The 26,755-nt window shown below is 60.5% G+C and carries 23 protein-coding genes and 1 pseudogene; 20 read left to right on the forward strand and 4 right to left on the reverse strand.

The window, feature by feature from the left end:
* Window positions 1-137 precede the first annotated feature (137 nt).
* The 8 genes and pseudogenes from G3N58_RS22545 (at window position 138) to G3N58_RS22580 (ending at window position 8,737) form a co-directional block, all read left to right on the forward strand.
* Window positions 138-1,388, forward strand: a complete 1,251-nt coding sequence (locus tag G3N58_RS22545) for an ABC transporter substrate-binding protein (RefSeq protein ID WP_206000248.1) — start codon at window positions 138-140, stop codon at window positions 1,386-1,388.
* A gap of 120 nt (window positions 1,389-1,508) precedes the next feature.
* A pseudogene (locus G3N58_RS22550) lies at window positions 1,509-2,375 on the forward strand (sugar ABC transporter permease); the annotation flags it as partial.
* 67 nt (window positions 2,376-2,442) lie between these two features.
* Window positions 2,443-3,222: a carbohydrate ABC transporter permease gene (locus G3N58_RS22555; protein WP_206000279.1), complete on the forward strand. Its 780-nt coding sequence runs from the start codon at window positions 2,443-2,445 to the stop codon at window positions 3,220-3,222.
* A gap of 10 nt (window positions 3,223-3,232) precedes the next feature.
* The gene (gene ugpC, locus G3N58_RS22560) at window positions 3,233-4,348 is read left to right on the forward strand and encodes a sn-glycerol-3-phosphate ABC transporter ATP-binding protein UgpC (RefSeq protein ID WP_206000250.1); all 1,116 of its coding nucleotides are present in this window, start codon (window positions 3,233-3,235) and stop codon (window positions 4,346-4,348) included.
* A gap of 4 nt (window positions 4,349-4,352) precedes the next feature.
* Window positions 4,353-5,633: a 3-oxo-tetronate kinase gene (otnK, locus tag G3N58_RS22565; RefSeq protein WP_206000251.1), complete on the forward strand. Its 1,281-nt coding sequence runs from the start codon at window positions 4,353-4,355 to the stop codon at window positions 5,631-5,633.
* 137 nt (window positions 5,634-5,770) lie between these two features.
* Window positions 5,771-6,727 (forward strand): D-erythronate dehydrogenase, encoded by a 957-nt coding sequence (gene denD / locus G3N58_RS22570; RefSeq protein WP_206000252.1) that lies wholly within the window; start codon window positions 5,771-5,773, stop codon window positions 6,725-6,727.
* Window positions 6,728-6,863: 136 nt separating this feature from the next.
* Entirely contained in the window at window positions 6,864-7,877 is a 1,014-nt protein-coding gene (locus G3N58_RS22575; RefSeq protein ID WP_206000253.1) for a Gfo/Idh/MocA family oxidoreductase, read from the forward strand.
* A 92-nt stretch (window positions 7,878-7,969) separates the two neighbouring features.
* Window positions 7,970-8,737, forward strand: a complete 768-nt coding sequence (locus G3N58_RS22580) for a 3-ketoacyl-ACP reductase (RefSeq protein WP_206000254.1) — start codon at window positions 7,970-7,972, stop codon at window positions 8,735-8,737.
* A 108-nt stretch (window positions 8,738-8,845) separates the two neighbouring features.
* Here the strand turns inward: G3N58_RS22580 and G3N58_RS22585 are convergent, their stop codons facing one another.
* The 3 genes from G3N58_RS22585 to leuC form a co-directional block, all read right to left on the reverse strand.
* The gene (locus tag G3N58_RS22585; RefSeq protein ID WP_206000255.1) at window positions 8,846-9,784 is read right to left on the reverse strand and encodes a dihydrodipicolinate synthase family protein; all 939 of its coding nucleotides are present in this window, start codon (window positions 9,782-9,784) and stop codon (window positions 8,846-8,848) included.
* A gap of 99 nt (window positions 9,785-9,883) precedes the next feature.
* A complete protein-coding gene (gene leuD / locus G3N58_RS22590) occupies window positions 9,884-10,570 on the reverse strand; it encodes a 3-isopropylmalate dehydratase small subunit (RefSeq protein WP_206000256.1) in 687 nt (228 codons plus the stop codon).
* A gap of 1 nt (window position 10,571) precedes the next feature.
* Window positions 10,572-11,975: a 3-isopropylmalate dehydratase large subunit gene (leuC, locus tag G3N58_RS22595; protein WP_206000257.1), complete on the reverse strand. Its 1,404-nt coding sequence runs from the start codon at window positions 11,973-11,975 to the stop codon at window positions 10,572-10,574.
* Window positions 11,976-12,232: 257 nt separating this feature from the next.
* On the opposite strand from leuC, the gene G3N58_RS22600 reads away from it, so the two are divergent.
* The 11 genes from G3N58_RS22600 to G3N58_RS22650 all read left to right on the forward strand — a co-directional run bounded on the left by G3N58_RS22600 (window position 12,233) and on the right by G3N58_RS22650 (window position 24,312).
* On the forward strand, window positions 12,233-13,180 hold the full coding sequence (locus tag G3N58_RS22600; RefSeq protein ID WP_206000258.1) for a dihydrodipicolinate synthase family protein: 948 nt from the start codon (window positions 12,233-12,235) through the stop codon (window positions 13,178-13,180).
* A 20-nt stretch (window positions 13,181-13,200) separates the two neighbouring features.
* Entirely contained in the window at window positions 13,201-13,998 is a 798-nt protein-coding gene (locus G3N58_RS22605) for an enoyl-CoA hydratase-related protein (protein WP_206000259.1), read from the forward strand.
* Window positions 13,999-14,039: 41 nt separating this feature from the next.
* Window positions 14,040-15,221 (forward strand): CaiB/BaiF CoA-transferase family protein, encoded by a 1,182-nt coding sequence (locus tag G3N58_RS22610; protein WP_206000260.1) that lies wholly within the window; start codon window positions 14,040-14,042, stop codon window positions 15,219-15,221.
* Window positions 15,222-15,255: 34 nt separating this feature from the next.
* Window positions 15,256-16,230 (forward strand): tripartite tricarboxylate transporter substrate binding protein, encoded by a 975-nt coding sequence (locus tag G3N58_RS22615; RefSeq protein WP_206000261.1) that lies wholly within the window; start codon window positions 15,256-15,258, stop codon window positions 16,228-16,230.
* A gap of 57 nt (window positions 16,231-16,287) precedes the next feature.
* Window positions 16,288-17,364, forward strand: a complete 1,077-nt coding sequence (locus G3N58_RS22620) for a Gfo/Idh/MocA family oxidoreductase (protein ID WP_206000262.1) — start codon at window positions 16,288-16,290, stop codon at window positions 17,362-17,364.
* A 39-nt stretch (window positions 17,365-17,403) separates the two neighbouring features.
* Complete coding sequence (locus tag G3N58_RS22625) at window positions 17,404-17,865, forward strand: tripartite tricarboxylate transporter TctB family protein (RefSeq protein ID WP_206000263.1); 462 nt, start codon at window positions 17,404-17,406, stop codon at window positions 17,863-17,865.
* 4 nt (window positions 17,866-17,869) lie between these two features.
* Entirely contained in the window at window positions 17,870-19,459 is a 1,590-nt protein-coding gene (locus G3N58_RS22630; protein WP_206000264.1) for a tripartite tricarboxylate transporter permease, read from the forward strand.
* Window positions 19,460-19,618: 159 nt separating this feature from the next.
* The gene (locus G3N58_RS22635) at window positions 19,619-20,698 is read left to right on the forward strand and encodes a LacI family DNA-binding transcriptional regulator (protein WP_206000265.1); all 1,080 of its coding nucleotides are present in this window, start codon (window positions 19,619-19,621) and stop codon (window positions 20,696-20,698) included.
* Between the two features lie 147 nt (window positions 20,699-20,845).
* Entirely contained in the window at window positions 20,846-21,841 is a 996-nt protein-coding gene (locus tag G3N58_RS22640) for an ABC transporter substrate-binding protein (RefSeq protein WP_277396982.1), read from the forward strand.
* A gap of 37 nt (window positions 21,842-21,878) precedes the next feature.
* The gene (locus tag G3N58_RS22645) at window positions 21,879-22,901 is read left to right on the forward strand and encodes a fumarylacetoacetate hydrolase family protein (protein WP_206000267.1); all 1,023 of its coding nucleotides are present in this window, start codon (window positions 21,879-21,881) and stop codon (window positions 22,899-22,901) included.
* Window positions 22,902-22,938: 37 nt separating this feature from the next.
* Window positions 22,939-24,312, forward strand: coding sequence for an MmgE/PrpD family protein (locus tag G3N58_RS22650; RefSeq protein ID WP_206000268.1), 1,374 nt, complete (start codon window positions 22,939-22,941; stop codon window positions 24,310-24,312).
* Window positions 24,313-24,333: 21 nt separating this feature from the next.
* Here the strand turns inward: G3N58_RS22650 and G3N58_RS22655 are convergent, their stop codons facing one another.
* Window positions 24,334-25,245 carry a LysR family transcriptional regulator gene (locus G3N58_RS22655; RefSeq protein WP_206000280.1) on the reverse strand — a complete coding sequence of 304 codons (912 nt, stop codon included), beginning with the start codon at window positions 25,243-25,245 and terminating at the stop codon, window positions 24,334-24,336.
* Window positions 25,246-25,512: 267 nt separating this feature from the next.
* Here G3N58_RS22655 and G3N58_RS22660 point away from each other — a divergent pair, with 267 nt between their 5' ends.
* Complete coding sequence (locus G3N58_RS22660; protein ID WP_206000269.1) at window positions 25,513-26,637, forward strand: mandelate racemase/muconate lactonizing enzyme family protein; 1,125 nt, start codon at window positions 25,513-25,515, stop codon at window positions 26,635-26,637.
* Window positions 26,638-26,755: the final 118 nt, after the last annotated feature.

The following is a 26,755-nucleotide window of genomic DNA, read 5'->3' on the forward strand; positions in this document are numbered from 1 at the left end:
ATCACTGGCCCGGCGTACTGAAACGGACAAGAAGGCAAGGCGTTGGGCCAGTTCTAGTAGTGCAGATCGGAGTGAGTCGCGGCTGTCGGCGGTAAGCGGTACGGCGGTCGCGTAACCATTAAGCGAGGAGACAAACGATGACGAAAATTTCCAGTTCCTGGGCGCGCGCAGCCGTGCTCCTGCTGATGAGCGGACTCTGCGCATCGGCGAGTGCGGACCAGGTTGAAGTCCTCCATTGGTGGACCTCGGGGGGCGAGGCAAAAGCGGTTGGCGTGCTGAAACAGGACGTCGAAAAGCAGGGTGTGACGTGGAAGGACTTTGCCGTAGCGGGCGGCTCTGGAACCAACGCGCTCACGGTCCTGAAAACCAATGTCGTGGCGGGACATCCGCCGTCGGCGGCACAACTGAAAGGGCCGTCCATCCACGACTGGGCCGATCAGGGTGTACTTGTCGATATCGACCCGGTTACTCAGGGGTGGGACAAGCTGATCCCGCCGCAGGTCGGCAAGTTTCTGAAGTACGACGGGCACTACGTCGCCGTACCCGTCGAGATTCATCGGATGAACTGGCTGTATATCAACAAAGAGGTGCTCGATAAGGTGGGTGGGACGCCGCCGACCACCTGGCCGGAATTCTTTGCGCTGGCGGACAAGATGAAGGCGGCTGGCTATATCGCGGTCGCGCATGGCGGCCAGCCATGGCAGGACACCAACCTATGGGAAGGGGTAGTGCTCTCGCAGGGCGCGGACTTCTACAAGAAGGCGATCATCGACCTCGATCCGAAAGCGCTGACTTCCGACAAGATGGTGCAGGTATTCGATACGGTCCGCAAAATCTCGACGTACTTCGACAACGGCACGACCGGGCGTGACTGGAATCTCGCTACCATGATGGTCATCAACGGCAAGGCCGGCATGCAGTTCATGGCGGATTGGGCGAAGGGCGAATTCGCACGCGCCGGCAAGGTGCCGGGCAAGGACTACGTCTGTGTGCCGCGTCCGGGCACGACGGGCACCTACATGTTCAACTCGGACTCGCTCGCGTTCTTTAGCGTGAACGGCCAGAAGACGGCCACGCCCGGACAACTCGTGCTCGCGAAGGCTGTGATGGCGCCGGATTTCCAGGAGCAGTTCAGTCTGTACAAAGGCTCGATTCCGGCACGCATCGGCATTCCGATGGACAAGTTCGACGATTGCGCAAAGCGCTCGTACGCCGATGAACAGGCGGCCATCAAGGCAAACACGATCGTGCCGTCGCTCGCGCAAGGGATGGCTCAAAGCGAAGCGGTGGCGGGTGCGATGACCGATGTCGTGACGAAGTTCATCCATTCGAACGAAGACAGCAAGAGCGCCGTGCAGGCTCTCGCCGCTGCCGCGAAAGCTAACTAAGGGTTCGTTGGAGCGCTACGGCGCTCCAACCATCACGCGTTCAGATCAGGAGCACCCGTGAGCAGTGTCGAACGCGCTCGCCTTCACCGCGAGCCGCATCCTACGCGCGCCACTTTCAGCGCGGATCTATGGCTACCGAAGCTCGTGCTCGCGCCGAGCATCGTCGTGAGCCTCGTGTTTGTCTACGGCTTTATCGGCCTGACGGCATGGATATCGTTCACGAATTCGCGTCTGCTGCCGCGCTATACCCTCGTCGGCGTGGGCCGGTATCGGGAGCTATTCGCCAATGAAGTGTGGTGGACTTCGGCGGCGAATCTTGGCTGGTTCGGTATTCCATTTATCGCCATCTGCGTCGGCGTTGGTCTGCTGCTGGCGATTCTGCTCGATCAGAAAATCCGCGTTGAAGGCGGACTGCGCGCGATCTATCTGTATCCGATGGCGCTTTCTTCGATCGTCGCCGGAACGGCCTGGCAATGGATTCTCAATCCGGATTCGGGCATCAACAAGGTCATGCACGATTTCGGCATCACGGCTTTCACGTTCAACTGGCTTGGCGACCCCGATAAGGCGATCTTCTGCATCGTGCTGGCGGCCGCGTGGCAGTCGACCGGTTTTGCCGCCGCGCTCTTTCTCGCTGGTCTGCGCGGTGTCGATGGAGAAATCTTCAAGGCTGCGCAGGTGGATGGGGCAACGCTGCCAACCATCTACCGCAAGATCGTGATTCCCAGCATGCGGCCGGTGTTCTTTTCGGTGCTGCTGATCCTGTGTCATATCACGATCAAGACCTTCGATCTCGTCGTCGCGTTGACGGCGGGCGGCCCCGGCACCTCGTCGTCCTTGCCGGCGATCTTCATGTACACCTTCTCTTTCAACCGTGGACAACTGGGCGTCGGCGCAGCCGCGTCGATGATGATGCTCGCGACCATCGTCGCGGTGCTCGTTCCGCTCATGTATCTCGAATCCAGGAGCGCGCGTCTTGCAAGGTAATGCTCGAGTTAGCCGCGTACTCATTTACGCCGCATTGGTGCTGTTCGCACTGTACTTTCTGGTGCCGATGTATGTGATGTTCAGCACCTCGTTCAAGACGATCGACGAACTGCGTACCGGTAATCTGCTGACGCTGCCGTCGCAGTGGACGCTCGCGCCGTGGGTCAAGGCATGGGCGCAGGCATGTACAGGCGTGCGCTGCGAAGGCATGCAGCCGTTCTTCATGAACTCGGTGCGCATGGTGATTCCGGCCGTTCTGCTGTCGACGCTGATTGGCGCGTTCAACGGCTACGTGTTGACGCTGTGGCGCTTTCGCGGCGCGGATGCGCTGTTCGGGATGTTGATGGTGGGTTGTTTCATCCCGTTCCAGGCGATTCTTCTGCCCATGGCGCGACTCGAAGGGGCGCTCGGCATTTCCAATTCGACAGTGGGCCTCGTGTTCGTGCACGTGATCTATGGCATCGCCTTTACGACGATGTTCTTCCGCAACTTCTATGTGAGCGTGCCTTCGGAACTCGTGAAAGCCGCACGCATCGACGGCGCGGGCTTTTTCACGATCTTTACGCGCGTGCTGTTGCCGGTCTCGTTGCCGATCCTGATGGTGTGCCTGATCTGGCAATTCACGCAGATCTGGAACGACTTTCTGTTCGGCATCGTGTTCGCCGGTGCGGATTCCATGCCGATCACGGTCGCACTGAATAACCTCGTGAATACGTCCGAGGGCACCAAGGAATACAACGTGGACATGGCGGCGGCGATCATCGCGGCGCTGCCGACACTAGTCATCTATCTGCTGGCGGGGCGCTATTTCGTGCGCGGCCTGACGGCGGGGGCAGTGAAAGGTTAAGAGGATAACGATGGCAAGTCTTTCGATCGACAACGTACACAAGAGCTATTCGAATGGCGCGGCGGTGCTGAAGGGCGTCAATATCGACGTCAACGACGGCGAGTTCCTGATTCTCGTCGGCGGATCGGGCTGCGGGAAGTCGACGCTGCTCAATATGATCGCGGGACTCGACAGCGTCACTGACGGCGAAATTCGCATCGGCGGCCGGCGCGTCAACGAGCTGTCACCTAAGGATCGCGACATCGCGATGGTGTTCCAGTCGTACGCGCTTTATCCGTCGATGAGCGTTCGCGACAACATTTCGTTCGGGTTGAAGATTCGCAAAGTAGCGAAGGACGAGCAGGCGCGTATCGTCGATCGCGTGTCGGAAACATTGCAGATCGGGCATCTGCTCGATCGCAAGCCGGGGCAGCTGTCCGGCGGTCAGCGGCAGCGCGTGGCGATGGGACGGGCGCTCGCCCGAGATCCTTCGCTGTTCCTGTTCGATGAGCCGCTATCGAACCTCGATGCGAAACTGCGGATCGAAATGCGATCCGAGATCAAGCTGATGCATCAGCGTCTGAATTCAACCATCGTGTATGTGACCCACGACCAGATCGAGGCGATGACGCTCGGAGACCGCATCGCCGTGATGAAAGACGGCGTGGTCCAACAATTCGGGCCGCCTCAGGAGATTTACGACACACCGGCCAATCTCTTCGTCGCGGGCTTCATCGGCGCGCCCCCGATGAACTTCATTTCGGGCCGACTCGTGGCCGAAGGTGCGGGATTGGGCATCGAGATCGATACCGGCGTCGCGCGCGGTGTCCTGCGTTTGCCGTCGGAATCGCTTCGCAGCCAGATCGGCGACGAGGTGATCGTCGGAATCCGGCCCGAACGTATCAGCGATGCGCGCAGTGCGCATGGTGAAAGCGGTAGCGCGCTGCAGGCGTTTGACGTCCGTGTCGATGTCGTGGAGCCGACAGGCCCCGATACGCTCGTGTTTGCCCAGATCAATGGCAAGCGCATTGTCAGCCGCGTCCATCCCGCCGCGTCACCTCACCCGGGTTCGAATGCGACGCTGATCTTCGATACGTCAAAAGCGGTCGTCTTCGATCCGGCAACCGAACAGCGGATTGGGGAGTAAAGGCATGGCGCAGGCACTGCTCGGCTGTATCGCCGACGATTTCACGGGCGCAACCGATCTCGCCAACATGCTCGTGCGCGGCGGCATGCGTACGGTTCAGACCATCGGCGTTCCGGCGGCGCGCGCGCCGATCGATGCCGATGCGCTCGTTGTCGCACTGAAGTCGCGTACGGTTCCCGTCGGCGACGCCGTGCGCCAGTCGCTCAATGCGCTCGAATGGCTGCGCGCTCAGGGTTGCCGACAGTTCGTCTTCAAGTATTGCTCGACGTTCGACTCGACCGACAAGGGTAACATCGGCCCCGTCGCGGATGCTTTGCTCGACGCATTGAAAAGCGATTTCACCATCGCGTGTCCGGCGTTTCCCGAGAACGGCCGCACGATTTTCCGTGGCCATCTGTTCGTCGGCGACGTGCCGCTCAACGAATCGGGGATGGAAAATCATCCGCTCACGCCGATGACCGATGCCAATCTCGTGCGCGTACTGCAGCGTCAGACCGAGTCGAAGATCGGGTTGATCAGCTACGACACGATTTCGAACGGCGCGGACGCAATCCGCGCACGTATCGGCGAACTGAAGCAGAGCGGCGTACGTCTGGCAATTGCCGATGCTGTGTCCGATGCGGACCTCCACGTGCTTGGCGAAGCGTGCCGCGATTTACCGTTGATCACAGGCGGCTCCGGCATCGCGCTCGGCTTGCCGCGCAATTTCCGCGCAGCGAGGCTCCTTCAGAACACTGGACATGCGGCCGATCTGCCCAAAATCACAGGCAAGGCCGTGGTGCTCGCGGGCAGCGCGTCGAAAGCGACCAACGTGCAGGTCGGAGAGTGGTGTGCTTCGAGGCCTGCGTTTCGAATCGATCCGATTGCACTGTCGCGCGGGGAGCCTGTTGTCGAGCGTGCGGTTGAATTTGCGCGCAACCACTTTCGCAGCGATGAAACTGTTCTGATCTACGCGACTTCGTCACCCGAAGAAGTGAAGGCGGTACAGCGTGAACTGGGCGTCGAGAAAGCAGGGCGCCTTGTCGAAGATGCGCTCGCGGCAGTCGCGCGCAGGATGCGTGACGAAGGCGTGCGTAAGTTTGTCGTTGCGGGCGGTGAGACGTCAGGCGCGGTCGTCCAGGCACTCGATGTACGTTCGTTGCGCATTGGGCCGCAGATTGATCCGGGCGTCCCGGCGACGCAATCCATTGGCGGAAACGACGACGAAGCGCCTCTCGCGCTTGCGCTTAAATCTGGCAACTTCGGCACGAGCGACTTCTTTGCGAAAGCACTGAAGACACTGTGATGGCATTGGCTTGTCCAGTTCGATAAGCACGAAACCGACATCGGGCGAATCGACTGTGAATATCGGCCAAAAGGCCGGCACGTTCGAGAGATTCTGCCTGCTCAACCTTTACCTCTGAAACATACGGAACAACCCGCATGAAAATCCTGATTACAGGCGGTGCTGGCTTTCTCGGTCAGCGTCTTGCAAAGCGCTTGCTGGAAGGCAAGGAGCTAAATGGCAAGACAATCACCGAACTCGTGCTACTTGATGTGACGCGACCCAGTGACGAACTTCTGCTCAGAGACAAGCGTGTGCGTGCCGAGGTGGGTGACATCTCGGATCGCGCCGTGCTGGAACGCCTGATCGATGCGGAAACGGAGGCAATCTTCCATCTTGCGGCGATTGTCAGCGGTCAAGCCGAGGCGGATTTCGATCTGGGCATGAAGATCAACCTCGACGCCTCACGGGCGTTGCTTGAAGTGTCGCGCGCGGCGCGTCACGTGCCGCGCGTCGTGTTTACGAGCTCGGTTGCGGTATACGGTGGCGCACTGCCCGATGTTGTGAAGGACGACACTGCTCTCAATCCACAGTCTTCGTACGGAACGCAGAAGGCAATCGCCGAATTGCTGCTCTCTGACTATTCGCGACGCGGCTTTATCGATGGGCGCGTGCTGCGCTTGCCGACTATCAGCGTGCGCCCGGGGAAGCCGAATGCGGCAGCGTCATCGTTCGCAAGCGGCATCATCCGCGAGCCGTTGAAGGGCGAGCGCTCGATATGCCCTGTCGACGGAGAGACACGCCTGTGGCTGTTGTCGCCGAAGAGTGCAATCGAAGCGCTCATCGCGGGCTGTGAGATCGATCGTACGAAGCTCGGCGACCAGCGAGTTATCAACCTGCCGGGTCTGTCAGTCAGTGTGAACGAAATGGTCGAGGCATTGCGTGAAGTAGCTGGAGACGATGCGGTCAACCGGATCGACTGGCAGCGCGATGAGCATATCGAGAAGATCGTTGGCAGCTGGCCTGGCATGTGGGATGTCTCGCGCGCACAAGCACTCGGTCTCACGGGAGACAACAATTTCCCGGATGTTATCCGTGCATATCTGACCGAGTAGCAGTGTGGTGCGCCACTTACTGGCCGGACCCGTTGCACGATTGCGCTCGGCGGATCTGGCAACCGCGCAGCTTCGATAGCTCGCCGGCCCGTATGTTTCGTTGACTTCTACGTATGGCGTTCTACAAGGGCATGTGATGGCTAAAGATACGATTGTTTGGGGCGTCCTGGGAACGGCGAAGATCAACGATAAGGTGGTGGTCCCCATGCACGCCGCGGCAGCCTGCACGGTGAAAGGTATCGCATCTCGAACCGCCGGAAAAGCGCAGGCAGCTGCAACGAAATATGGACTATCCACTGCATACGACAGTTATGAGGCGCTTCTGGCAGATCCAGAAATCGACGCAGTCTATATCCCGTTACCCAATCATCTCCATATGGAGTGGGCCATCAGGTGCGTCGAAGCGGGCAAGCACGTGTTGTGTGAGAAGCCAATCGGTTTGAACGCGGAACAGGCCGAGCGGCTGATCGACGCAAGAGACAGAACTGGCCGATACATACAGGAAGCGTTCATGGTTCGCACGCATCCCCAGTGGATCAAGGTGCGAAGTCTGGTCGAGGAGGGGGCGGTCGGAGATCTGATGGCGGTGACGGGCGCGTTTACCTTTTACAACGTCAATCCGCACGACATTCGCAATAACGTGGAGATTGGCGGGGGCGGTCTGCTCGATATCGGCTGTTATCCGATCACGACGTCACGTTTCGTGACCGGCAGGGAGCCGACGCGCGTCGCTGCCTTCATCAACCGGGACCCATCGTTCGGAGTGGACCGGCTCGGTTCTGTGCTAATGGATTTCGACGGTATCCACGCTACATTTTTTTATTCGACACAGATCCACAATTATCAACGAATGCAGTTTCATGGCACGAAAGGACGCATTGAGGTCGAAATTCCTTTCAATGCGCCCAACGACCGGCCGACTCGCCTGTTGTTGAGTCAACGTACAAGTACGGGCGTCAACGAAGAACGCTGGCTGGAGCTCCCGGTGTGCGATCAATACGCGATCGCAGCCACGGTGTTTTCTGAAGCTATCTTGAGCGGAAACAGGCAGGCAATTCCCCTCGAGGACGCACGGGCAAACATGAACGTGATGGATGCAATCCTGCAATCTGCGCAATCAGGGGCAGAGGTGTTTATCAGAGAGATATGAGGCGCCCCTGCGGGGCAAGTCATGATGCGCTGTGCGATGAACCTCAGTGCAATCGTTGATACGTTACCTGTTAATAAATGGAACGCATGCTCATGAAACGCGGAAGCCGTGGCGTTGCCCTTGTAACCGGTGCGGCGCGAGGGATTGGACATGCCATCTCCAGCCGCCTCGCTGTAAGTGGGTTCGATCTGGCCTTGGTTAGCCTGGAGGCGGAAGCTCCAACTCTGGCCCACTTTATACGAGACGGTGTACCGGCAGAATATTTCAGTAACGATATTGCGGACATCGACGGGCATAGTGAACTCATTGACCGCGTTGAAAACGCTCTTGGGCCGATCACCTGCCTTGTCAATAACGCTGGCGTCACATCGATGGTACGCGGTGACCTTCTCGACGTTACACCCGAAAGCTTTGATCGTTCAGTTGCTGTCAATCTGCGGGGAACATTTTTCCTCACGCAAGCTGTCGCGAGGCGCATGCTAGTCACAGCAACGCCAGGGTGCCATCAGACCATTATTACGATCAGTTCGGCTAATGCGTCGATCGTAGGGGAAAATCGTGGCGACTACTGCATGACCAAATCCGCGCTTGCCATGATGAACAAGCTATTTGCGAGTCGGCTCGCATCATCCGGCATCACGACTTTCGAGATCCGTCCAGGAATAATCGAGACCGAAATGACCGCGCCGGCGGCCGAACGGTATGAGCCCTTCATCCAAACCGGTGGTGTTCCAATGAGGCGGTGGGGCCAGGCTGAAGATGTCGCACAAGCGGTCGCCACACTTGCTACCGGCGGTCTGCCGTTCACCACGGGAGTCCACATCGACGTGGGCGGCGGCATGCAACTGCATCGCGTCTGACGTATTGAGAGAACTTGAGCCGGTGCGTATGCGAGCTGACACCGCAATGGGTGTCAGCAGGTCGGCGATGTCATGTCCGGTTACGTCACCTCAATCAAGCGCTTCCGCTCAGGCCGGTTCTGCGAACGAGCCGGCGTTCTCGATACGGAAATCGATGGCCGTCAAATCGGCTTCCAGTGCATTTCGCTGCTGCCGGGTCAATTCAACGAGCGGCGGACGCACGCGCGACCAGTTCTCGTCTCCCGATTGCCACGCGATCGCTGCTTTCATTGCGGGTATAACCGGAAAGCGGGTGAAGATGCCGCGCAATGCATTCAGACGCTGCTGTTGATCGTCCGCCTCTGGAGTTTGCCATGTGCGCGCGAGCTGCGCGATGTTCCGAGCGTTCACGTTGGCGGTAGCCGTGATGCAACCCGCGCCACCGGCACGCAGTGTCTGCAGAAGGAAGGTCTCACTGCCAGCCATAACGTCAAAACCGCTTTTGCCAAAGGCATCAATGATCGCCGAGGTATTCGCCCAATCGCCGGAACTGTCTTTAATGCCCGCAATGACGCTCGGATAGGCGTTCAGCAGACGTTCGATCAACCCGAGGCTGATGCCGACCTGCGCAACGGCGGGGATGTGATACAGGAATACGCGCAGCCGTGCATCGGCGACCGCATCGATGACAGTCGCGAACGAGCGGAACAGCCCCTCGTCGCAGACGTTTTTGTAGTAGAACGGCGGCAGCATCAGCACGCCCGCGCATCCCGCCTCGACCGCGTGCCGCGTCAGTTCGATTGCGTCGGGCAGTGCACATGCGCCTGTGCCCGGCATCATGCGCGCCGGGGGTAACCCATCTGCGATCAGCGTATCGAGCAGATGGCGCTTCTCGGCGACCGATAGCGAGTTCGCTTCCGAATTCGTGCCGAACAGCGCCAGCCCGACGTCGTGATCGATCATGCTGCGGCAATGCCGCGCAAGCCGCGACGCGGACGGTGCGCCATTCGCGTCGAAGGGTGTGACGACCGGCGTCAGCACACGCTGGGTCAAATGGGATGAATTCATGTCGAGTGTCTCCTCGTGCGACGGGCACTGATGGGTCGATGGAAAGGCCCATCTAGTGTTCCCGAGAGTGGTCCGCCGAAAAAGACACTCCAGCCTTCTTCAGAACTCGCCGTGCCCGCTTTCTCGCGACAAGTCGTTCGTGCTGCGTCGCACGAGGTTAGCCTGGGCGGGAAGATCGATATTCATCCACGGATGCACGTCGTAATGGCGCGCCTCGAACGACTTGATGGCGTCGCCGTCGGCCAACGTCATGCCGATCATGTCGAGCCCTTCGATGAACATGCGCCGCTGGCGGGCGGGCAGTTCGAATGGAAACACATCGCCGCTGGCGGTCGTGATCTGTTGACGCGCAACGTCGATGCTCAGCTCGGCGCTTGTCGGTTCGCGGCTCAGTTCGAGTAGTTGCGCAACGATTTGCGTATCCAGCGTGACCAGCAGCAGACGATTGTTCAGCGCGTTGAAGTAAAAGATCTCGCCGAAACTCGGCGCGATCACGGCGTCGAAGCCAGCCTGCTGCAAACCCCAAACCGCATGCTCGCGGCTCGATCCGCAGCCGAAGTTTGCCCCGGCAATCAGAATGCGCGCGGCACGATATTCCGGGCGGTTCAGCACGAAATCGTCGCGCAGCTGGCCGCTGGCGTCGTGGCGCAAGTCGTATAACACGCCGCGCGCGAGGCCCGACTTGTCGATGCCGAGTAAAAACTGCTTCGGCATGATCTGGTCGGTGTCGAGATTGTTCAGCGGCAGCGGCGCGGCGATGCCGCTGATGATGTCATGTGCGTCCATGTCAAGCCTCCTTGCGTACGTCGACGATGCATCCCGCCAACGCGGCGGCGGCGGCCATCGTCGGGCTCATCAGATGGGTGCGGGCGCCACGTCCCTGGCGTCCCTCGAAATTGCGGTTGGTGGTCGACGCGCATCGTTGTCCGGGCGCGAGCACGTCGTCGTTCATCGCGAGGCACATCGAACAACCCGGCTGGCGCCATTCGAAGCCCGCGTCGATCAGCGCCTGGGCGATGCCTTCGCGTTCGGCCTGTGCGCGTACGAGGCCGGAGCCCGGAACCACCATCGCACGCACCGAACTGGCGACCTTGCGGCCTCGGACGACCGCGGCAACCGCGCGTAAATCTTCGATGCGCGCATTCGTGCACGAGCCGATGAACACATGATCGATAGCCAGGCCGTCGAGCCGCTGACCGGCGCTCAGCCCCATATAGTCGAGCGCCTTGACGATGTTGTCACGTTCGACGGCGTCGTCAGGCAGCGCCGGAATGCGCGCGTCGATCGCGATGGCCTGATCGGGACTCGTGCCCCAGGTGACGAACGGTGTCACGTCGCGCGCATCGAAATCGAACGCGACGTCGAACTGCGCATCGTCGTCCGATTTCAACTGACGCCATTGGTACGCCGCCTCGGCGATCTGCGCCGCCGATAGATCGCGGATGCGTTCGGCGACATAGGCCACCGTCACGTCGTCGGGCGCGATCAGCGCGCCGCGCGCGCCAGCCTCGACGGTCATGTTGCACAGCGTCATGCGCGCTTCGGCGCTCAGCGCCTCGATGGCCGGTCCGCAGTATTCGACCGCGTAGCCGCGCGCGCCCTGTGCGCCAATTTTCGCGATGATCGTCAGCACCAGATCCTTCGACGTCGTGCCGGGCGGCAACTCGCCTTCGACACGAATGCGCATGTCGCGAGCGACCCGGTAGACGAGCGTCTGGGTCGCCAGCACGTGCTCGACTTCCGACGTGCCGATACCGAAACCCAACGCGCCCAGCGCGCCATACGTGGTCGTGTGGCTGTCGCCGCACAGCACGACCATGCCAGGGCGGATCAGCCCGATTTCCGGTGCGACGACGTGCTCGATGCCCTGTTCGGGATCCGTGATATCGAACAGATGAATGCCGTGCTTGTGGCAATTGCGCGTGAAGTTCGCGGCCTGCTGCGCAGCGGCGTCGACCAGAATCAAGCGCTCCCCACGCGCAACGGGATGGGTCGGAATGACGTGATCGACAACGCCCATCTGCTTTTCGGGGCACCGCACCGGCAGATCTTTTTCGGCGAGCCCGGCAAACGCTTGCGGGCTCGTGTACTCGTTCATGATGTGCAAGTCGACATACAGGCCGACGTGGTTCTCGTCCACGTGAAACGCCGTGTGACTGCCGACAATCTTCTGATAAAGCGTCCGTCCCATCTCTCTCTCCGATTCTTTCCCGCCCGCCGTCGAGCAAGGCTCGCCAGTCTAAATCAGCTTCACGATCAGATAAAGCGCTTCCTTCGTATAACGTTAACCCCATAAAAAACAGCTTGCAAGACACCGAAAGCGCTTTCATAATCCATCAAACTTCGTGGCTCGGCGCGCGGCCTGCTGGCCTTCAATCCGGAGTGTCGGCGTTTGCGTGCCGGGGCCATTCAATCGCAGTTGATTGCATTCTTCAGGAGACATCGAACATGAGTCAGAGCCTCGGACAAGGCGTCGTCGCCGCTCCCGTGCTGCCTTTCCACGAAAACGGCGAGATTGACTGGAACACGCTGGATCGCTACATCACCGAGGTCGGTGCCGCGCAGCCGCGCGCCATCGCAATGAACATGGCGCTGAGCGAGGTCAGTTCACTGGAAGTCGACGAGCAGCTGGAAGTGATTCGCCGCTGCCGCGCAGCGCTCGGCAAATCGGTGACGCTGCTATCCGGTGTGAACGCAACCCATACGACCGCTGCAGTGGCGCTTGCCAAACAGTTCGAGGATCTCGACGTCGACGGGCTGGTGCTGTTTCCGCCGATGCCGGCGTTCGTCGGCTCGCCGACGGTGGAGATGGTGTACGACTACCACGCAGCTGTGGCGGACGCCGTGAAACTGCCGATGCTCGCGTTCCAGAACGTGTTCAGCAAATACCCGCCGGGAACGATCAAGGCGCTGTCGAAGATTCCGACCATTCAGGGCATCAAGGATGCGTCGTTCGACGTCGAACAAACCAACGAGAACATCAAGGAAGCGCGTGAAGCGGAGCGCCGTATCGGCGTGTTGACGGGCAGCGATACTTTCATTCTCGAAGCCATGCTGATGGGTTGCGACGGCGCACTGATCGGATTCGCGGCGACAGGTACCTCTGAAATCGTGCGCATGCAGAAGCTCGCGGCCGAACGCAAGGTGGAAGAAGCGTACGAAATCTGGTTCAAGCTCGGTCCGCTCGCACGCGCCTGCTGGCGCACCCCGTTGCGCGACTATCGGGTGCGCACCAAATACGCGCTGATGAAGCAGGGCGTGCTGCAGAACATGAAAGTGCGCGCGCCGCTCACCACGCTGACCGACTACGACCGCAAGAACATCGACGCGATCTTCGACGAACACAATCTGGCCGATCCGCGTTTCCGTCCGGGCGGCGCGACATACGCACGATAAGTCGGCAAGGAGACGCAACGGTGGACTACGGCAATCCGGAAGACGCGCAATGCGTGACATGCGAGCGCGTCGGGGACCATGTACTGGTCATGCGCATCGATCGGGTCGCGAAGCGCAATGCGTTGAGCAACCCGATGGTGATCGAAATGGGGCGAGTGCTGCGTGAGGCAACCGACGATCGTACGGTCAGATGCGTCGTGATCACGGGCGGGGAAGAGGTCTTCTCCGCCGGCGCCGACATGAAGAACATGCTGCAGTACGGCGTCATCGACGTGGTGTCGGATCCGCGCCGCATCGAGGCGTGGAACGCGATCGCCACGTTCGCCAAGCCGATGATCGCCGCGGTCAATGGCGTCGCGGTCGGCGCGGGCAACGAGCTCGTGCTGTGCTGCGATCTGATCGTGGCGGGTTCGAATGCGCAGTTCGGCCAGCCTGAAGTGCGCAACGGCGGTCTCGCCGGCGACGGCGGCACGCAACGGCTACCGCGCAAGCTCGGTCCGCAACTCGCGACCTACATGCTGCTCAGCGGCGAAATGATCGACGCGCAAACCGCGCTGAAAGCCGGCTACGTGCTCGAGGTCTGTGAGCCGGCGCGCACGCTCGATCGCGCCATTGAGATCGCCAACGTCATTGCGGAGCGCGCACCGCTGTCGGTGCAGTTCACCAAGGCATGCATCAACGAGGCGGTCGGTGCAAACGCATCTAACGGTCTGGCCTACGAACGCGTGGCGATGTTCAGGAACCATCGATCGCGTGACCGGCAGGAAGGTCTGAATGCATTCAAGGAAAAGAGACGGCCGCAATACACCGGCGAATAGTTTCGCCGCGACGTCTCTCGCTATCTATTCCAGGAGGAAATGTGCTGCTGAATTCAATGAAGGTCGTGAGCTTCTGTCATGTCCTGCAAGGTCCCGCCTGTACGCAATATCTCGGTGACATGGGCGCGGACATAATCAAGGTCGAGCCGCTCGGCGGCGAGCGCTCGCGCCGGTGGGCCGGCGCCGACATGGGCGGCGCAAGTGGCCTGTATCTGTCGGCCTTCCGTAACAAGCGCTTGTTCGCCGCGGATCTCAAGTCGCCCGAAGGCCGCGAAGTGATCCTGTCGCTGATCGAGCAGGCCGACGTGGTGGTCGAAAATTTCCGCCACGGCGTGATGGCGCGGCTCGGTCTGTCGTACGAGGACGTCAAGAAGCGCAACCCCAACATCATCTATGCGAGCGGCACCGGCTGGGGCAACGCGGGCCCGATGCTCGCGCGCGAATCGCAGGATCTGATCATCCAGGCTCGCACGGGTCTGATGAGCGCGACCGGTCACAAGCATGGTGAAGCGAAAGCGGTCGGTTCCGCGATCGTCGATCAGCACGCGGGCGCGTTGCTCGCAATGGGTATCGTCGCTGCGTATGTAAAGAAGTTGACGACGGGCGAGGGCGGCCGCGTCGAAAGTTCGTTGTTCACCGCCGGTCTCGATCTGCAGACGGAGCCGCTGACGGTCTACATGTCGGTGCGTCCCGGTGCGCAGACGATGAACCGCGAGCCGCATCTGGCCACCTGGTATCACCATGCGCCGTATGGCGTGTACCAGCTGAAGGATGGCGAGATGGCCGTCTCGACCAATCCGGTCGCGAAGCTCGCCGAGGCACTCGACAGTCCCGAGCTGCGCGAGATGCAGCAGCTCGACCCGTACCAGGATCGCGATCAGATTGCGGCAGTGTTCGCGAAGGTGATGAAGACCAAGACCTACGCCGAGGCCGCGGCGGGCTTCGACAAGCTGGCGGTCTGGTACGGACCTGTGCACGATTTCGACGATGTCGCCGACGATCCTCAGGTGGCGGCGATGGAAGTGTTCCGTCCCGAAGACATCAACGGGCGCAAGGTCGTACTCGTCAATCACCCGATCCGCTACGACGGCCAGGTGCCGCCGCTGCGCATCAAGGGGCTCGAAATCGGCGAACACACGCGCGAGATTCTTGCCGAGCATGGCTACGACCAGGCGAAGATCGATGATCTGGTCGCGAGAAACATCGTCGGCTCGCCGCGCTGAACGCACTACCACAACAACAGCAAGGAGACGAAACATGAAGAGCATGTGGAAGATGTGGGCCGCGGCCCTGGCGGTATTCGGCGCGGTCTCGATGGCGAGCGCGGCGGACACGTATCCGGCGCGGCCCATCCAGTTCATCATTCCGTATCCCCCGGGCGGCGCGTCCGATGTGATCGCGCGGATTCTCGGTCCGAAAATGTCGGCTGCGCTCGGGGAGCCGGTCGTGATCCAGAATCGCCCTGGCGCGAACGGCAACATCGCCGCCGATGATGTCGCGCACGCCAAACCCGACGGCTATACGATCCTGATGGGCAATGTCGGCCCGAACGCGATCAACCCGGCGATCTACAAGAACGTGAGCTTCGATCCGATCAAAAGCTTCGCGCCGATCGTGCAGACGGGGAACGTGCCGATGGTCGTGGTCGTCAACGCGTCGCTGCCCGTCAAGAACATGCAGGAGTTCCTCGCGTATCTTCGCAACAGCAAGCAGTCGCCCATTTTCGCGACGGGCGGTATCGGATCGGCGACGCATCTGACGTCGGGACTGCTCGAAGTGATGGGCAAGGTCAAGCTCACACACGTGCAGTATTCCGGCGACGTGTTCACGCTGAACGACATGATCGGCGGACATGTAATGATGGGCATCGTCACACTGCCGGCACTCTTGCCTTTCCTCCACAACGACAAGCTGCGCATTCTCGCGGTGACTACCGCCAAGCGCACGCCGAAGCTGCCCGATACGCCGACCATCGCCGAGTCCGGCATTCCGGGTTTCGATTCGGCCTCGTGGGGCGGCGTGTTCGCGCCGGCCGGCACACCCGCGCCGATCGTCGACAAGCTCAATACGACGCTCGTCACGATTCTCAAGGATCCGGAAGTCGTGTCGAAGCTCGGGCAGCTGGGCGTCGACATTGTCGGCAACACGCCGCAGCAGTTCGGCAGCTATATGTCAGAAGAAGTGGGCAAGTGGGCCGGCGTCGTCAAGCAGACAGGTATCTCCGCGAACTGATACTGATGCTCGCAGCGACGTTTCGCGTCGCTGCTTCCCGCACTACAGGTTGAGATCATGAAACGTATTATCCAGTTGGCCATCGTCGGATGTGGATGGGCGGGTGACATTCACATGGAAGGTCTACGTCCGCTCGCGGACCGCTTCGCGGTGCGCGCGTGCGTCGACAACAGCAGCGATCGGCGCAGCGATTTCGCGAATCGCTACGGTATTCCCGTGCAGGCCGAAACGCTTGCGGAAGTGCTGGCGATGCAGGACATCGACGTCGTGGTGATCTGCACGCCGCCGGGCTTGCATCATCCGATGGCGGTCGAAGCGCTCAAAGCGGGCAAGCATGTGATCTGCGAGAAGCCGCTCACGAGTTCAATGGAGCTGGTGGACGATCTGCGCAAAGTGGAAAGCCGCTCGATCGGCCGTGTGATGCCGATTTTTCAGTATCGCTTCGGCAATGGCGCGGAACGTGTGCGGCGTGCGATTGCGTCGGGATCGACGGGAAAGCATTTCGTCACGACGGTCGAGATCGCGCGGACGCGCGGCGCGGAGTACTACAAGCAGGCGTGGCGCGGCAAGTTCGCAACGGAGCTCGGCGGGTTGTGGGTGACGCAGGCGATTCATATTCACGACCTGCTCTATTCGCTTGTCGGGCCGGCCGTCGCGGTGACGTCGTTCAGCGACACGCGGGTGAATCCGATCGAAGTGGAGGACTGCGGTGTCGCGTGCCTGAAGATGGGAGACGGCTCACTGGTGTCGGTCGGTGCGACGCTCGGGTCGGTCAAACAGCAAACGCGCATTCGCATGTGCTTCGAGCACGTGACGTTCGAGCGTCTGGTCGATCATGAAACGCAGCGTATCGCCGACGACCCGTGGACGGTGTTGCCGCGATCGGATGCGGTGAAACGCGAGATCGACGCCGCGATGGATATCGAGCCGAGCCCGTTCAGTTACTTCGGACGTCAGTACGAACTGTTCCATGCGGCGCTGATGTCGGGCACGCCGTTCCCGGTCACGCTCGACGATGCGCGCGCATCGATCGAACTCGTCACGGCGCTGTATCTGTCGGCGCGCTCAGGATCGACGGTCCATCTGCCGATCTCGAAGGACGGCGACGGCTATCACGGGTGGGCGCCGCAATGAGCGTGTCCGGTATTTGAAGATTCGATGGGAGATGCAGGCATGAAGATCACATGGAGACCGTCGCGCGACCAGTTGGGCGGCGTCTTGCTGATGCTGCTTGGCGTGGGTGTGTCGATTGGTGGATTGTCGTTTCACGTGGGCACGCTGACCGACATGGGGTCCGGCTTCATCCCGCTGGTGCTCGGTGTGCTGATGACACTGATCGGTCTCGCGGTCATCCTGGCGGAGAAAAAGGAGGAGCGTGAGGCAGAACAGAAATTCGCCAAGCCGGAATGGCGCGGATGGTTCTGCATTCTTGCCGGCGTCGCGGCGTTCGTCGTGGTCGGCACGTACGGCGGGCTCATTCCCGCGACGTTCCTGACGGTGCTGATTGCCGCGCTCGGTGATAAGAGCAACTCGATGCGCGACTGCCTGCTTCTCGCACTGGCGGTAACCGTATTCGGCGTCGCCGTGTTCGGCTACGGACTCGGGCTGCAGATGCCGTTTTTCGCTTGGGGTTGAAAAGATGGGACACAGTATCGTCGATCTGCTTTACGGTTTTGGGATTGCGCTGCAACCTGGCAATCTGATGTGGTCGTTCTTTGGCGTGCTGGTTGGCAACCTGATCGGTGTGCTGCCCGGCATGGGTGCGCTCACGACCATTTCGATGCTCCTGCCGCTGACCTACGTGATCCCGCCCGTACCGGCGATCCTGATGCTCGCCGGCATCTTCTACGGCTCGCAATACGGCGGCGCGATAGGCGCGATTCTGCTGAATTTGCCGAGTCATCCACCGCACGCGGTGACCTGTCTCGATGGCTATCCGCTTACGCAGCAGGGGAAGGGCGGCACGGCGCTCGGCATCACGATGATGTGCTCGTTTTTCGCGGCGTCGGTGGGCATTCTGGTGATGATCTTCCTGTCGCCGGTGCTGGTGAGCATTGCGTTCAAGTTCGGGCCGCCTGAGCTATTCGCAATCATGCTGATGGGGCTCGTCGCCGGTGCGACGATGTCGCGTGGTTCGCCGCTCAAGGGTGTGGCGATGACGTTATTCGGTCTGGTCTGCGGCGTGGTCGGCACCGATCCGACCAGCGGCGCGATGCGCTTTACGTTCGGCATGCAGAGCCTGTCCGATGGCGTCGATCTGGGCGCGCTGTGCATGGGCCTGTTCGGCGTGGCCGATTTTCTGTCGAGCATCAACCGCGTGCATCTGCAAACGAAAGCAACGCGTGTGCGGATGTCGGAGATGCGTCCGAGCTGGGCGGAGATCAAGCAGGCGTTCAAGCCGATGCTGCGAGGCACGTTCATCGGCACGCTATTCGGTGCGATGCCAGGGACCGGTCCGACCATTACAACCTTCATTGCCTACGCGTTCGAGCGTAAGGTGGCACGCAATCCGGAGCGCTTCGGCAAGGGTGCGATCGAAGGCGTGGCGGCGCCCGAAGCCGCGTCGCATTCGAAGACGCAAGTTGACTTTATCCCGACGATGAGTCTCGGTATTCCGGGCGACGCCGTGATGGCGCTATTACTCGGCGCGTTGATCATCAAGGGTATTCAGCCTGGTCCGCAACTGATTACCGAACACCCGGATATCTTCTGGGGATTGATCGCCAGTTTCTGGATCGGCAACGTATTGCTGGTCATTCTCAATGTGCCGATGATCGGTGTGTGGGTTCGCCTTCTCCAGGTGCCGTATCGGCTTCTTTATCCCGCGGCACTCTTTTTTATCGCGGTTGGCGTGTACAGCACGAACAACAGTCTGTTCCAGGTTGGCGAAGTGGCGGTATTCGGCGTGATCGGCGCGATCTTCATTGCACTGAAATTTCCGGTATCGCCGATCGTGCTCGGCTTCGTGCTGGGGCCGATGCTGGAGCAGAACTTCCGGCGTGCGATGCTGCTCGAGCGTGGCGATCTGATCGCGCTCGTATCGCGGCCGATCTGCGCGGCATTTCTTTCGGTTAGCGCACTGCTGATCCTGATTCAGGTCTTTGCATTCGCCCGCGCACGCATCCGATCGTCGCGTGCGCGGCAGAACGGAAAGGCGTCGCCGGAGTCTGGACGCGCTGGCACGTTGCAAAGTGTCGCTGACTCGGTTCCGCGGCAGCAAAGCCATTGACGATGCGTGCAATGCAGCAGAAACGGCAGTCCGCCGGGGATCCGGCGACGGCCAGTTGGCAGGGAAGCGCCACGGTATAATTGCGCATGGCGTATTCGCCTTTCGCGAGCGCCGTCGAGAGCAACGGCGGCAACGGGCTACAGCAGGCAAGGGCGATCTATGGGCAGCAAAATTGTCGAGAAACCGGTGGTGAGCAAGCGGGTTCGAAAGAGCGGCGCGAATCCGGTGCGTTTGTCGGACGTCGCGCAACTTGCCAAGGTGTCGCCCGCTTCGGTGTCTCGCGTATTCAATGATCCCGACCTGGTATCCGCGGATCTCAGGCAGCGCGTGCTTCGCGCGGCGCAGGTCCTGAACTGGGTACCCAATGGCGCGGCCAAGGCTCTGGCGTCATTGCGCACCCGTACGATCGGCGTATTGATTCCGACGCTCAGTCACCAGAACTTCGCGAATCTGATCGAAAGCCTGCAGCGTCATCTGGGTAAGGCGCAGTACACGTTGATTCTCGGCTGCATCGAGCCAGATCCGACCATGCATCTGCAGCAGGCGCGCAAGATGGTCGAGCGTGGTGTCGACTGGATGGTGCTGGTCGGCGAGGCGCAGCCGCCCGCACTGATCGAGCTGCTGAAGGCGCACAACGTGCCTTACGTGATGACTTACACGAACGGCCGTAATCCTGAAAACATCTGCATCGGCTTCGATAATTACGCTGCCGCGTCGACCATCACCCGGCATCTGCTCGACTTGGGACACACGCGTTTTGCGTTGATCGCGCATCAGTTCACCGTCAACGACCGGATCCAGCAGCGGATCGACGGCGTGCGCGATACGCTCGCGGATGCCGGGCTCGGCATCCGGCCGCAGCATTTCGTGCGCGCCGACCGCAGGCATATTGCAAGCGCGCGCGAAGGATTTCAAAAGATCATGTCGGACGAACGTCTCAGGCCGACCGCAGTCATCTGCACGAACGACTATCTGGCATCGGGTGCCATCATCGAAGCGCACGCGATGGGCATTCCGGTTCCTCAGGATCTGAGCATCGTCGGTTTCGACGATATCGACACTTCCGCACACTTGAGTCCGCCGCTCACCACCATCCATATTCCGGCGCAGGAAATGGGTGAGGCCGTCGCCAGATACATCCTCGATTCCATCAACGGCAACGAGACTTCGAAAGTCCCGACCTTGCCCGCGGATCTGATCGTGCGGGGCAGCACGGCTGCGCCAGCGTCGTCTCGCTAGACCGCACGGCTCACGCTTCACGGCGCCCGTAAAAGAAGTATTTTGCGGCGCGTGAATCTGCCCGTAGACGGTTGTTGATTCCTGGACGCTCACGAACAATGGGCGTTAGCGAAGCGCAATTCAGACGCATCGCAACAGGGAGGAGACATGCGCAGCGAGCATCGTGCAGGCATCACGCGTCGCAAATGGATCGCTGGAGCGGCGGGTTTGCTGGCCTCGACGGCATTGCCTATCGCCGCGAATGCGCAATCGACCACGCAGGCATCGCTGAGATTTCACTGGACGTGGCTCGGCGGCATGGCACCGATGTTCTACGGTGTCCGCAACGGATTCTTCAAGGATGCCGGCATCGATCTGAGTCTCGGCGAAGGCCGCGGCTCGGGGACCACCGTGAAGATGGTGGCGCTCGGCGATGACACCTTCGCCTGGGCGGATACCGGTGCGGTCGTTCTCGCCGCGGCCAAAGGCGTGCCGATCAAACAGGTGATGACGTTTGCGATGAATACGCTGTGCTGCGTGTGGATCGACGGGCGGACTTCGATTCGAAGCGGTAAAGACCTGATCGGCAAGCGGATCGGATCGGCGGCGGGCGACGGCAACGACCAGCTCTTTCCCGCGATCCTCGCGGTCAACGGCATCCGCCCTGACCAGGTGCAGAAGATCATCCTTGATCCGGCCACCAAGGTCGCCGCGCTCGCTAAGGGCCGCATCGACGTACTACTCGGTGGAACGCCGGGCGAGCCCGTTGCGCTGCGTCTCGCCGGACTGCCCGCAAAGACGATGCTGTATTCAGAACTTGGCGTGCCCACCTTGGGTCAGGGTATCTCGACGAGCAGCAAACTCCTTGAAAACAACCCTGATCTGGTACGGCGCTTCGTTGCCGCGACCAAACGCTCGTGGATAGAGTCGATGAAAGACCCGCGTGCCGCCATCGACGCGATGATCGATCACACGGGAATGCAGGACAGACGTCCATATCTCGAAATGGGATACGCCGCGCTGAACCAGGTGCTGATCAAACAGCAGGATTTCGGCTTTACGCCGCCCGCTGCGATGACTGAAACCGTGTCACTGCTGGAAAAATATTCAGATCTACCGAAGCAGAAGCGCGCCGAAGATTTCTATACGAACGCATTCGTCTGATGCGTTCGCCACTGACCGTCACGCCGGGGATTCGCTGATGAAACTCGTGACTTTTTCCGTTGACTCGATGCTAGGGCCGCAACGCCGCGTCGGCGTGATGGGTGTGTCAGATATCGTCGACGTCACGTCGGCGCGCTGCTGTTTCATGGAGCAGTACGTGCCGCCCGCGGCGGCGGCCGCGATCGGCACAGCGCAGACACCGCCCGATCTTGCCGAGATCCTTGCGCTGGGTGAAACAGGCATGCAGTGGCTGTCGGAGGCGGTCGGGTTCGTAGCCGGACGCGGCCTCGCATCGACGGCGCTCGGTGCGCGGATATCGCATCGCATCGACGATGTCGTGCTGTTGGCGCCCATACCGGCGCCGCCCGCGATGTTCAATTTCAATTTCTGGCCGGGTCATCGTGACGCTACTGCGAGCCACGGTATGAGCATGCCAGCACCCCAGCATGGTGTGCATCTGGGCTCATTCTGGAAGGGCAATGCGGCATCGTTCGTCGGGCCGGGTGTTGCGCTGCGCATTCCGTCATATGCCGAAGAAATCGACGTGGAATGCGAACTCGCGGCGATCGTCGGCGTGGGTGGACGCGACCTGGACGTCGCGCAAGCGGAGCGCGCGATCGCCGGTTATACGATTTTCAACGACGCCAGCGTACGCGGCGTGCAACCGGCCGAAATGCGTCAGGGACGCGGTATGTGCAAGGCCAAGGACTTCGACACGGGCAACGCGATGGGGCCGTGTCTCGTCACGCCGGACGAGGCAGGTCCGATCGACGAACTCGAATTTGCTCTCGAAGTGAATGGGCAGATCTGGTCGAGTGCGCGCGGCGCGGATATTCGCGGCAATCTGCCTGAAGTCATTTCGTTTCTGTCCCGCGGGCAAACGCTGCTTCCCGGGACCGTGGTAGCGACAGGTGCGTTCGCGGGAGGAACGGCGTTCGATCTTGGCCGCAGGTTATCGCCGGGTGACGAGGTCGGGCTCCATATATCCCGGATCGGCGTGCTGCGTAATGTGATCGGCGCACGCGAGCAGCCTTACGCACCATTGGCGATGCCGCGATAGCCGTGTTTCTTTTAGAACCGTTTGGGGGACGCAAGTCATGCTGACTTCCAGGTATGGATCGGCTGTCGCCGGTTTTGCAGCGCGAGCGCTAACCACTGATTTGTCCGCGGAGGTCGAACGGCATGCGAGAAATCACATCGTCGATACGATAGGCGCAATCGTGTCGGGTTCGGCGATGAGCGCAGGCCGGGCGGCGCAACGCTATGTGCAAATGACGGCAGGTGAACCGCGCGCTTCGGTCATTGGCACCCGGTTGCGCGCACCACTGATCGAAGCCGCACTGGCAAACGGCATGTCCGCACACGCCGACGAGTCCGACGATTCGCACCAGCAGAGCATGACTCATCCGGGCTGCGGCGTATTGCCGGCGGCGCTCGCGATCGCAGAGTCGACCGGCGCGAGCGGCCGCGACTTCATGCGCGCGGTGGTGCTGGGCTATGAAATGTGCACGCGCTTCGCGAGCGCATTCGGCGCCGACATGAGTTCGAAGCGCGCGTCGCTTGCGAGTCACTCGTATGGTCCGTTGTTCGGAGCGGGTTATGCAGCCGGCGCGTTGCTGAAATTCGACGAAGAGAAGTTCGCGATTCTGCTCAACTATCTGTCGCAGGAAGCATCGGGGCTGACGACATGGCGGCTCGATAGCAGTCATACGCTCAAAAGCTATGCATTCGCGGGTATGTCGGCGAGCAATGGCGTGAAGGCGGCAATGCTCGTGCATTCCGGATTCACGGGTTCGGGCGATGTACTCGATGCGAGCCGTCGCAGCATGCTCGAATGCATTACGGCACATCCACGGCCGGACGCATTGATCGACGGGCTAGGCGAGCAATACGCGGTCGTGCAGAGTGACATCAAGTATTACTCGGTCGGCTATCCGATTGCCGCGCCTGTCGCGGCAGTCGAGAAGATACTCGCGCACGATGGTTTCATGGCTAGTCAGGTCGAACGCGTGAGACTGCGTTACCACCGGGACTGGTACACCGTGGTCGGCGATCTGTCGAGAATGCCCGACGTGAACTTGCGCTACTGCCTCGCGGTGACGCTGCTGGATGGGCGCTTGACGTTCGACGCCGCTCACGACAAAGAGCGTATGGAAGCGGAAGACGTCGTGCGGATAGCACAGCGCATCGAATTTCTCGATGCCGACGCGGATCTCGACTATTTCGCCGCCCGCGTCGAAATCGATGCGGGTGGGAAGACCTGGCGCGCGGAGCAGGACAAGTGTGTATTGGGCCGGATCGAGAATCCGATGTCCGACGCGCAGGTCCGGGACAAGGCACGACAGCTGATGACGCCGGTGTTGGGCGCATCGTCGGTCGAGAGAGTCATCGGCATGCTGGACCAGCTGGAATCGCTGAGCGGCATCCGCACGCTCATCGATACGATGTGTTGCGAGCGAGGCAGCCGGTAGGTACAGACCAGCCACATCAGCTCAACTCAGCGGAAGCGCTCTCCTATGGTCTGACGAGCGCGGAGAGAACAATGGCAAAGCCGCCTGCAGAAAGGCCTCCGCCAGCGGTGACTGCGGTGACGAATGCGGCCACATGACGCCGACCGTTCGCTTTGGGCACGGTTCGGGCAGGCTATGACGCTGCAGCCGGCTGTCGAGCGAGCCGGCAAAGGTCCAGTCGGGTAGCAATGACACGCCCAGCCCTTCGGCAACCAGACGTGCGATCGACTGAATGCCATCGAGTTCGAAACGCACGCGAGGGCGTACATTGAGCCTGCGCAGATAGTCGTCCGCGAGCTTGCCGCCGACGACATTGCGGTCATAGCGCACATAAGGCTGGTCTCTGACTGCCTGAATGGGATCCTTCACGTTCATCGACGAAGGCGTTAGCAGCATCAGCGCTTCTTCTCTCAGGCTCTGCCAGACGAATGTTTTTGGCAACTCGAACAGCGGACGCACGAGGATGCCGGCATCAATATCTCCGCTGACCAATCTCGAGTAAATGTGCGTGGACGATCCCGGCTCGATGAAGATCTCGATATCGGGATGCCGCTCGACCCATCGCTTGAGCGCCAACGGGACCATTTCGAGCAACGCCGAAGGCGTCGCGCCCAGACGCAAGGGGCCGGCCGGAAGCCCCGTTTCAGATGCGGCGGATTTCAGTGTTCGAACATCGCGAAGCACCGTGCGTGCGTGATCGACGATTTTCAGGCCTGCAATGGTCGGCTTGACCGTTCTTCCTACGCGCACGATTAACGGCGTTCCGAGAATATCTTCCAGCGCCTTCAGACGTTGTGCAATCGACGCAGGCGCGAGATCCAGGTGACGTGCCGCCTCCGCGATCGAGCCCAATTCAACCACGCATAGAAAGCTTTGCAGAAATCTGGAATCCATAGCGAACGACACCAGCGAGTTGCGGTTGACCGATTGTAGTCGAAAAAAACGATGTGTCGTTCTATCTATTTGGAGGCCATTGAACGCGTAGACGCTGGACATCAAGGGTTTTTCCGCATCTTCCGGGCTCCTCGACATTCACAGGTGAAAGCAGGAAATTCCGTTGTCTGAAGACGAGCGTGTGCGGTTGTTCGCAACCTTGCCAGCCGACACAATTTGCCTGCACGACACTCTCTATTCGTCTCGAACATTCGCAGGGATAGCCAGATGCCAAAGATCTCCTCTATCGACGTCTGTACCGCAAGCGTTCCGCTGGATCGCACGACGTCGTTCTCGAACCGAAGCGTGGCAATTCGCCACTATGGACTCGTCAAGATCCGCTCCCAGGAAGGTGTAGAGGGGATCGGTTTCTGCTACATCGGTAGCGCCGCGGGCCGGATTTTCAACGAAGCCGTGGCATCGCTGCTGGCGCCGATCGTGCTGGGCCGCGATTCGTATGAAATCGAGGACCTGTGGTCGTCGATGTATCAGGAGTCGCTATTGCAGGGGCGCTCAGGCGTCGTGATGAGAGCGATCAGCACCATCGATACAGCGCTATGGGACCTGAACGCCCGCACCAACAAGCTGCCGCTTCATCAGTACCTGGGCGCGGCAGCCGCCACCGAGGTGCCGGCCTACGCAAGCGGAGGCTACTACCTGGAAGGCAAGACCGACGCCATGCTGGGCGAAGAAATGCTCAAGTACACGGAACTCGGCTTTCGCGCCGTCAAGATGAAAACCGGGCGACTGTCTCCGAAAGACGAAGCGGCACGAGTTCGCGCGGCGAGGGAAGCTGTGGGTCCGGATGTCGAGCTGATGCTCGATTGCAACAACGCCTGGCAGGATCTCACCGAAGCCTTGCAATACGTGAGACGTATCGAGGAATTCGACCCGTATTTCATCGAAGAGCCGTTCGGTCCCGACGATATCGAAAATCATGCGCGGCTCGCGAGCGCCACGCACGTGCCGATCGCAACCGCGGAGATCGGCTACGGCCGCTGGTATCACAAGGCGTTGCTCGATAGCGGTGGCGCATCGATCCTGCAAACGGACGCGGCGGTGTGCGGCGGCATCACCGAATGGAAGCGGATCGCGGCGACCGCTGCAAGCTACGGCGTGGTCTTGTGCCCGCACTGGTTCCACGATCTGCACGCTCCGCTGGTCGCAGCGACGCCCAACGCACGCTATGTCGAGTTCTTCCCGGATGACCAGGTGCTGAATTTCCGCCGGCTTCTCGATCGACAACTGGAGTTCAAGCATGGGCACGTGCAGTTGCATCAGGCGAGCGGGCTCGGATTCAACTTCGACGAAGGGCAGGTCAAGAAACACGGCGAGTGGCAGACGATCCGATGACACGCGCCGGGCTGTCACCGATTGACACTCATAAGAAAGCGGTTTCACAATAGATAAACATTCGCATAAAACCATTGCCCGCGTGCTGGGGATAATCGGCATTGACCGAATATTCGGA

This window comes from Paraburkholderia sp. Ac-20342 (assembly GCF_017104985.1).
In the GTDB taxonomy this organism is placed as follows: Bacteria; Pseudomonadota; Gammaproteobacteria; order Burkholderiales; family Burkholderiaceae; genus Paraburkholderia.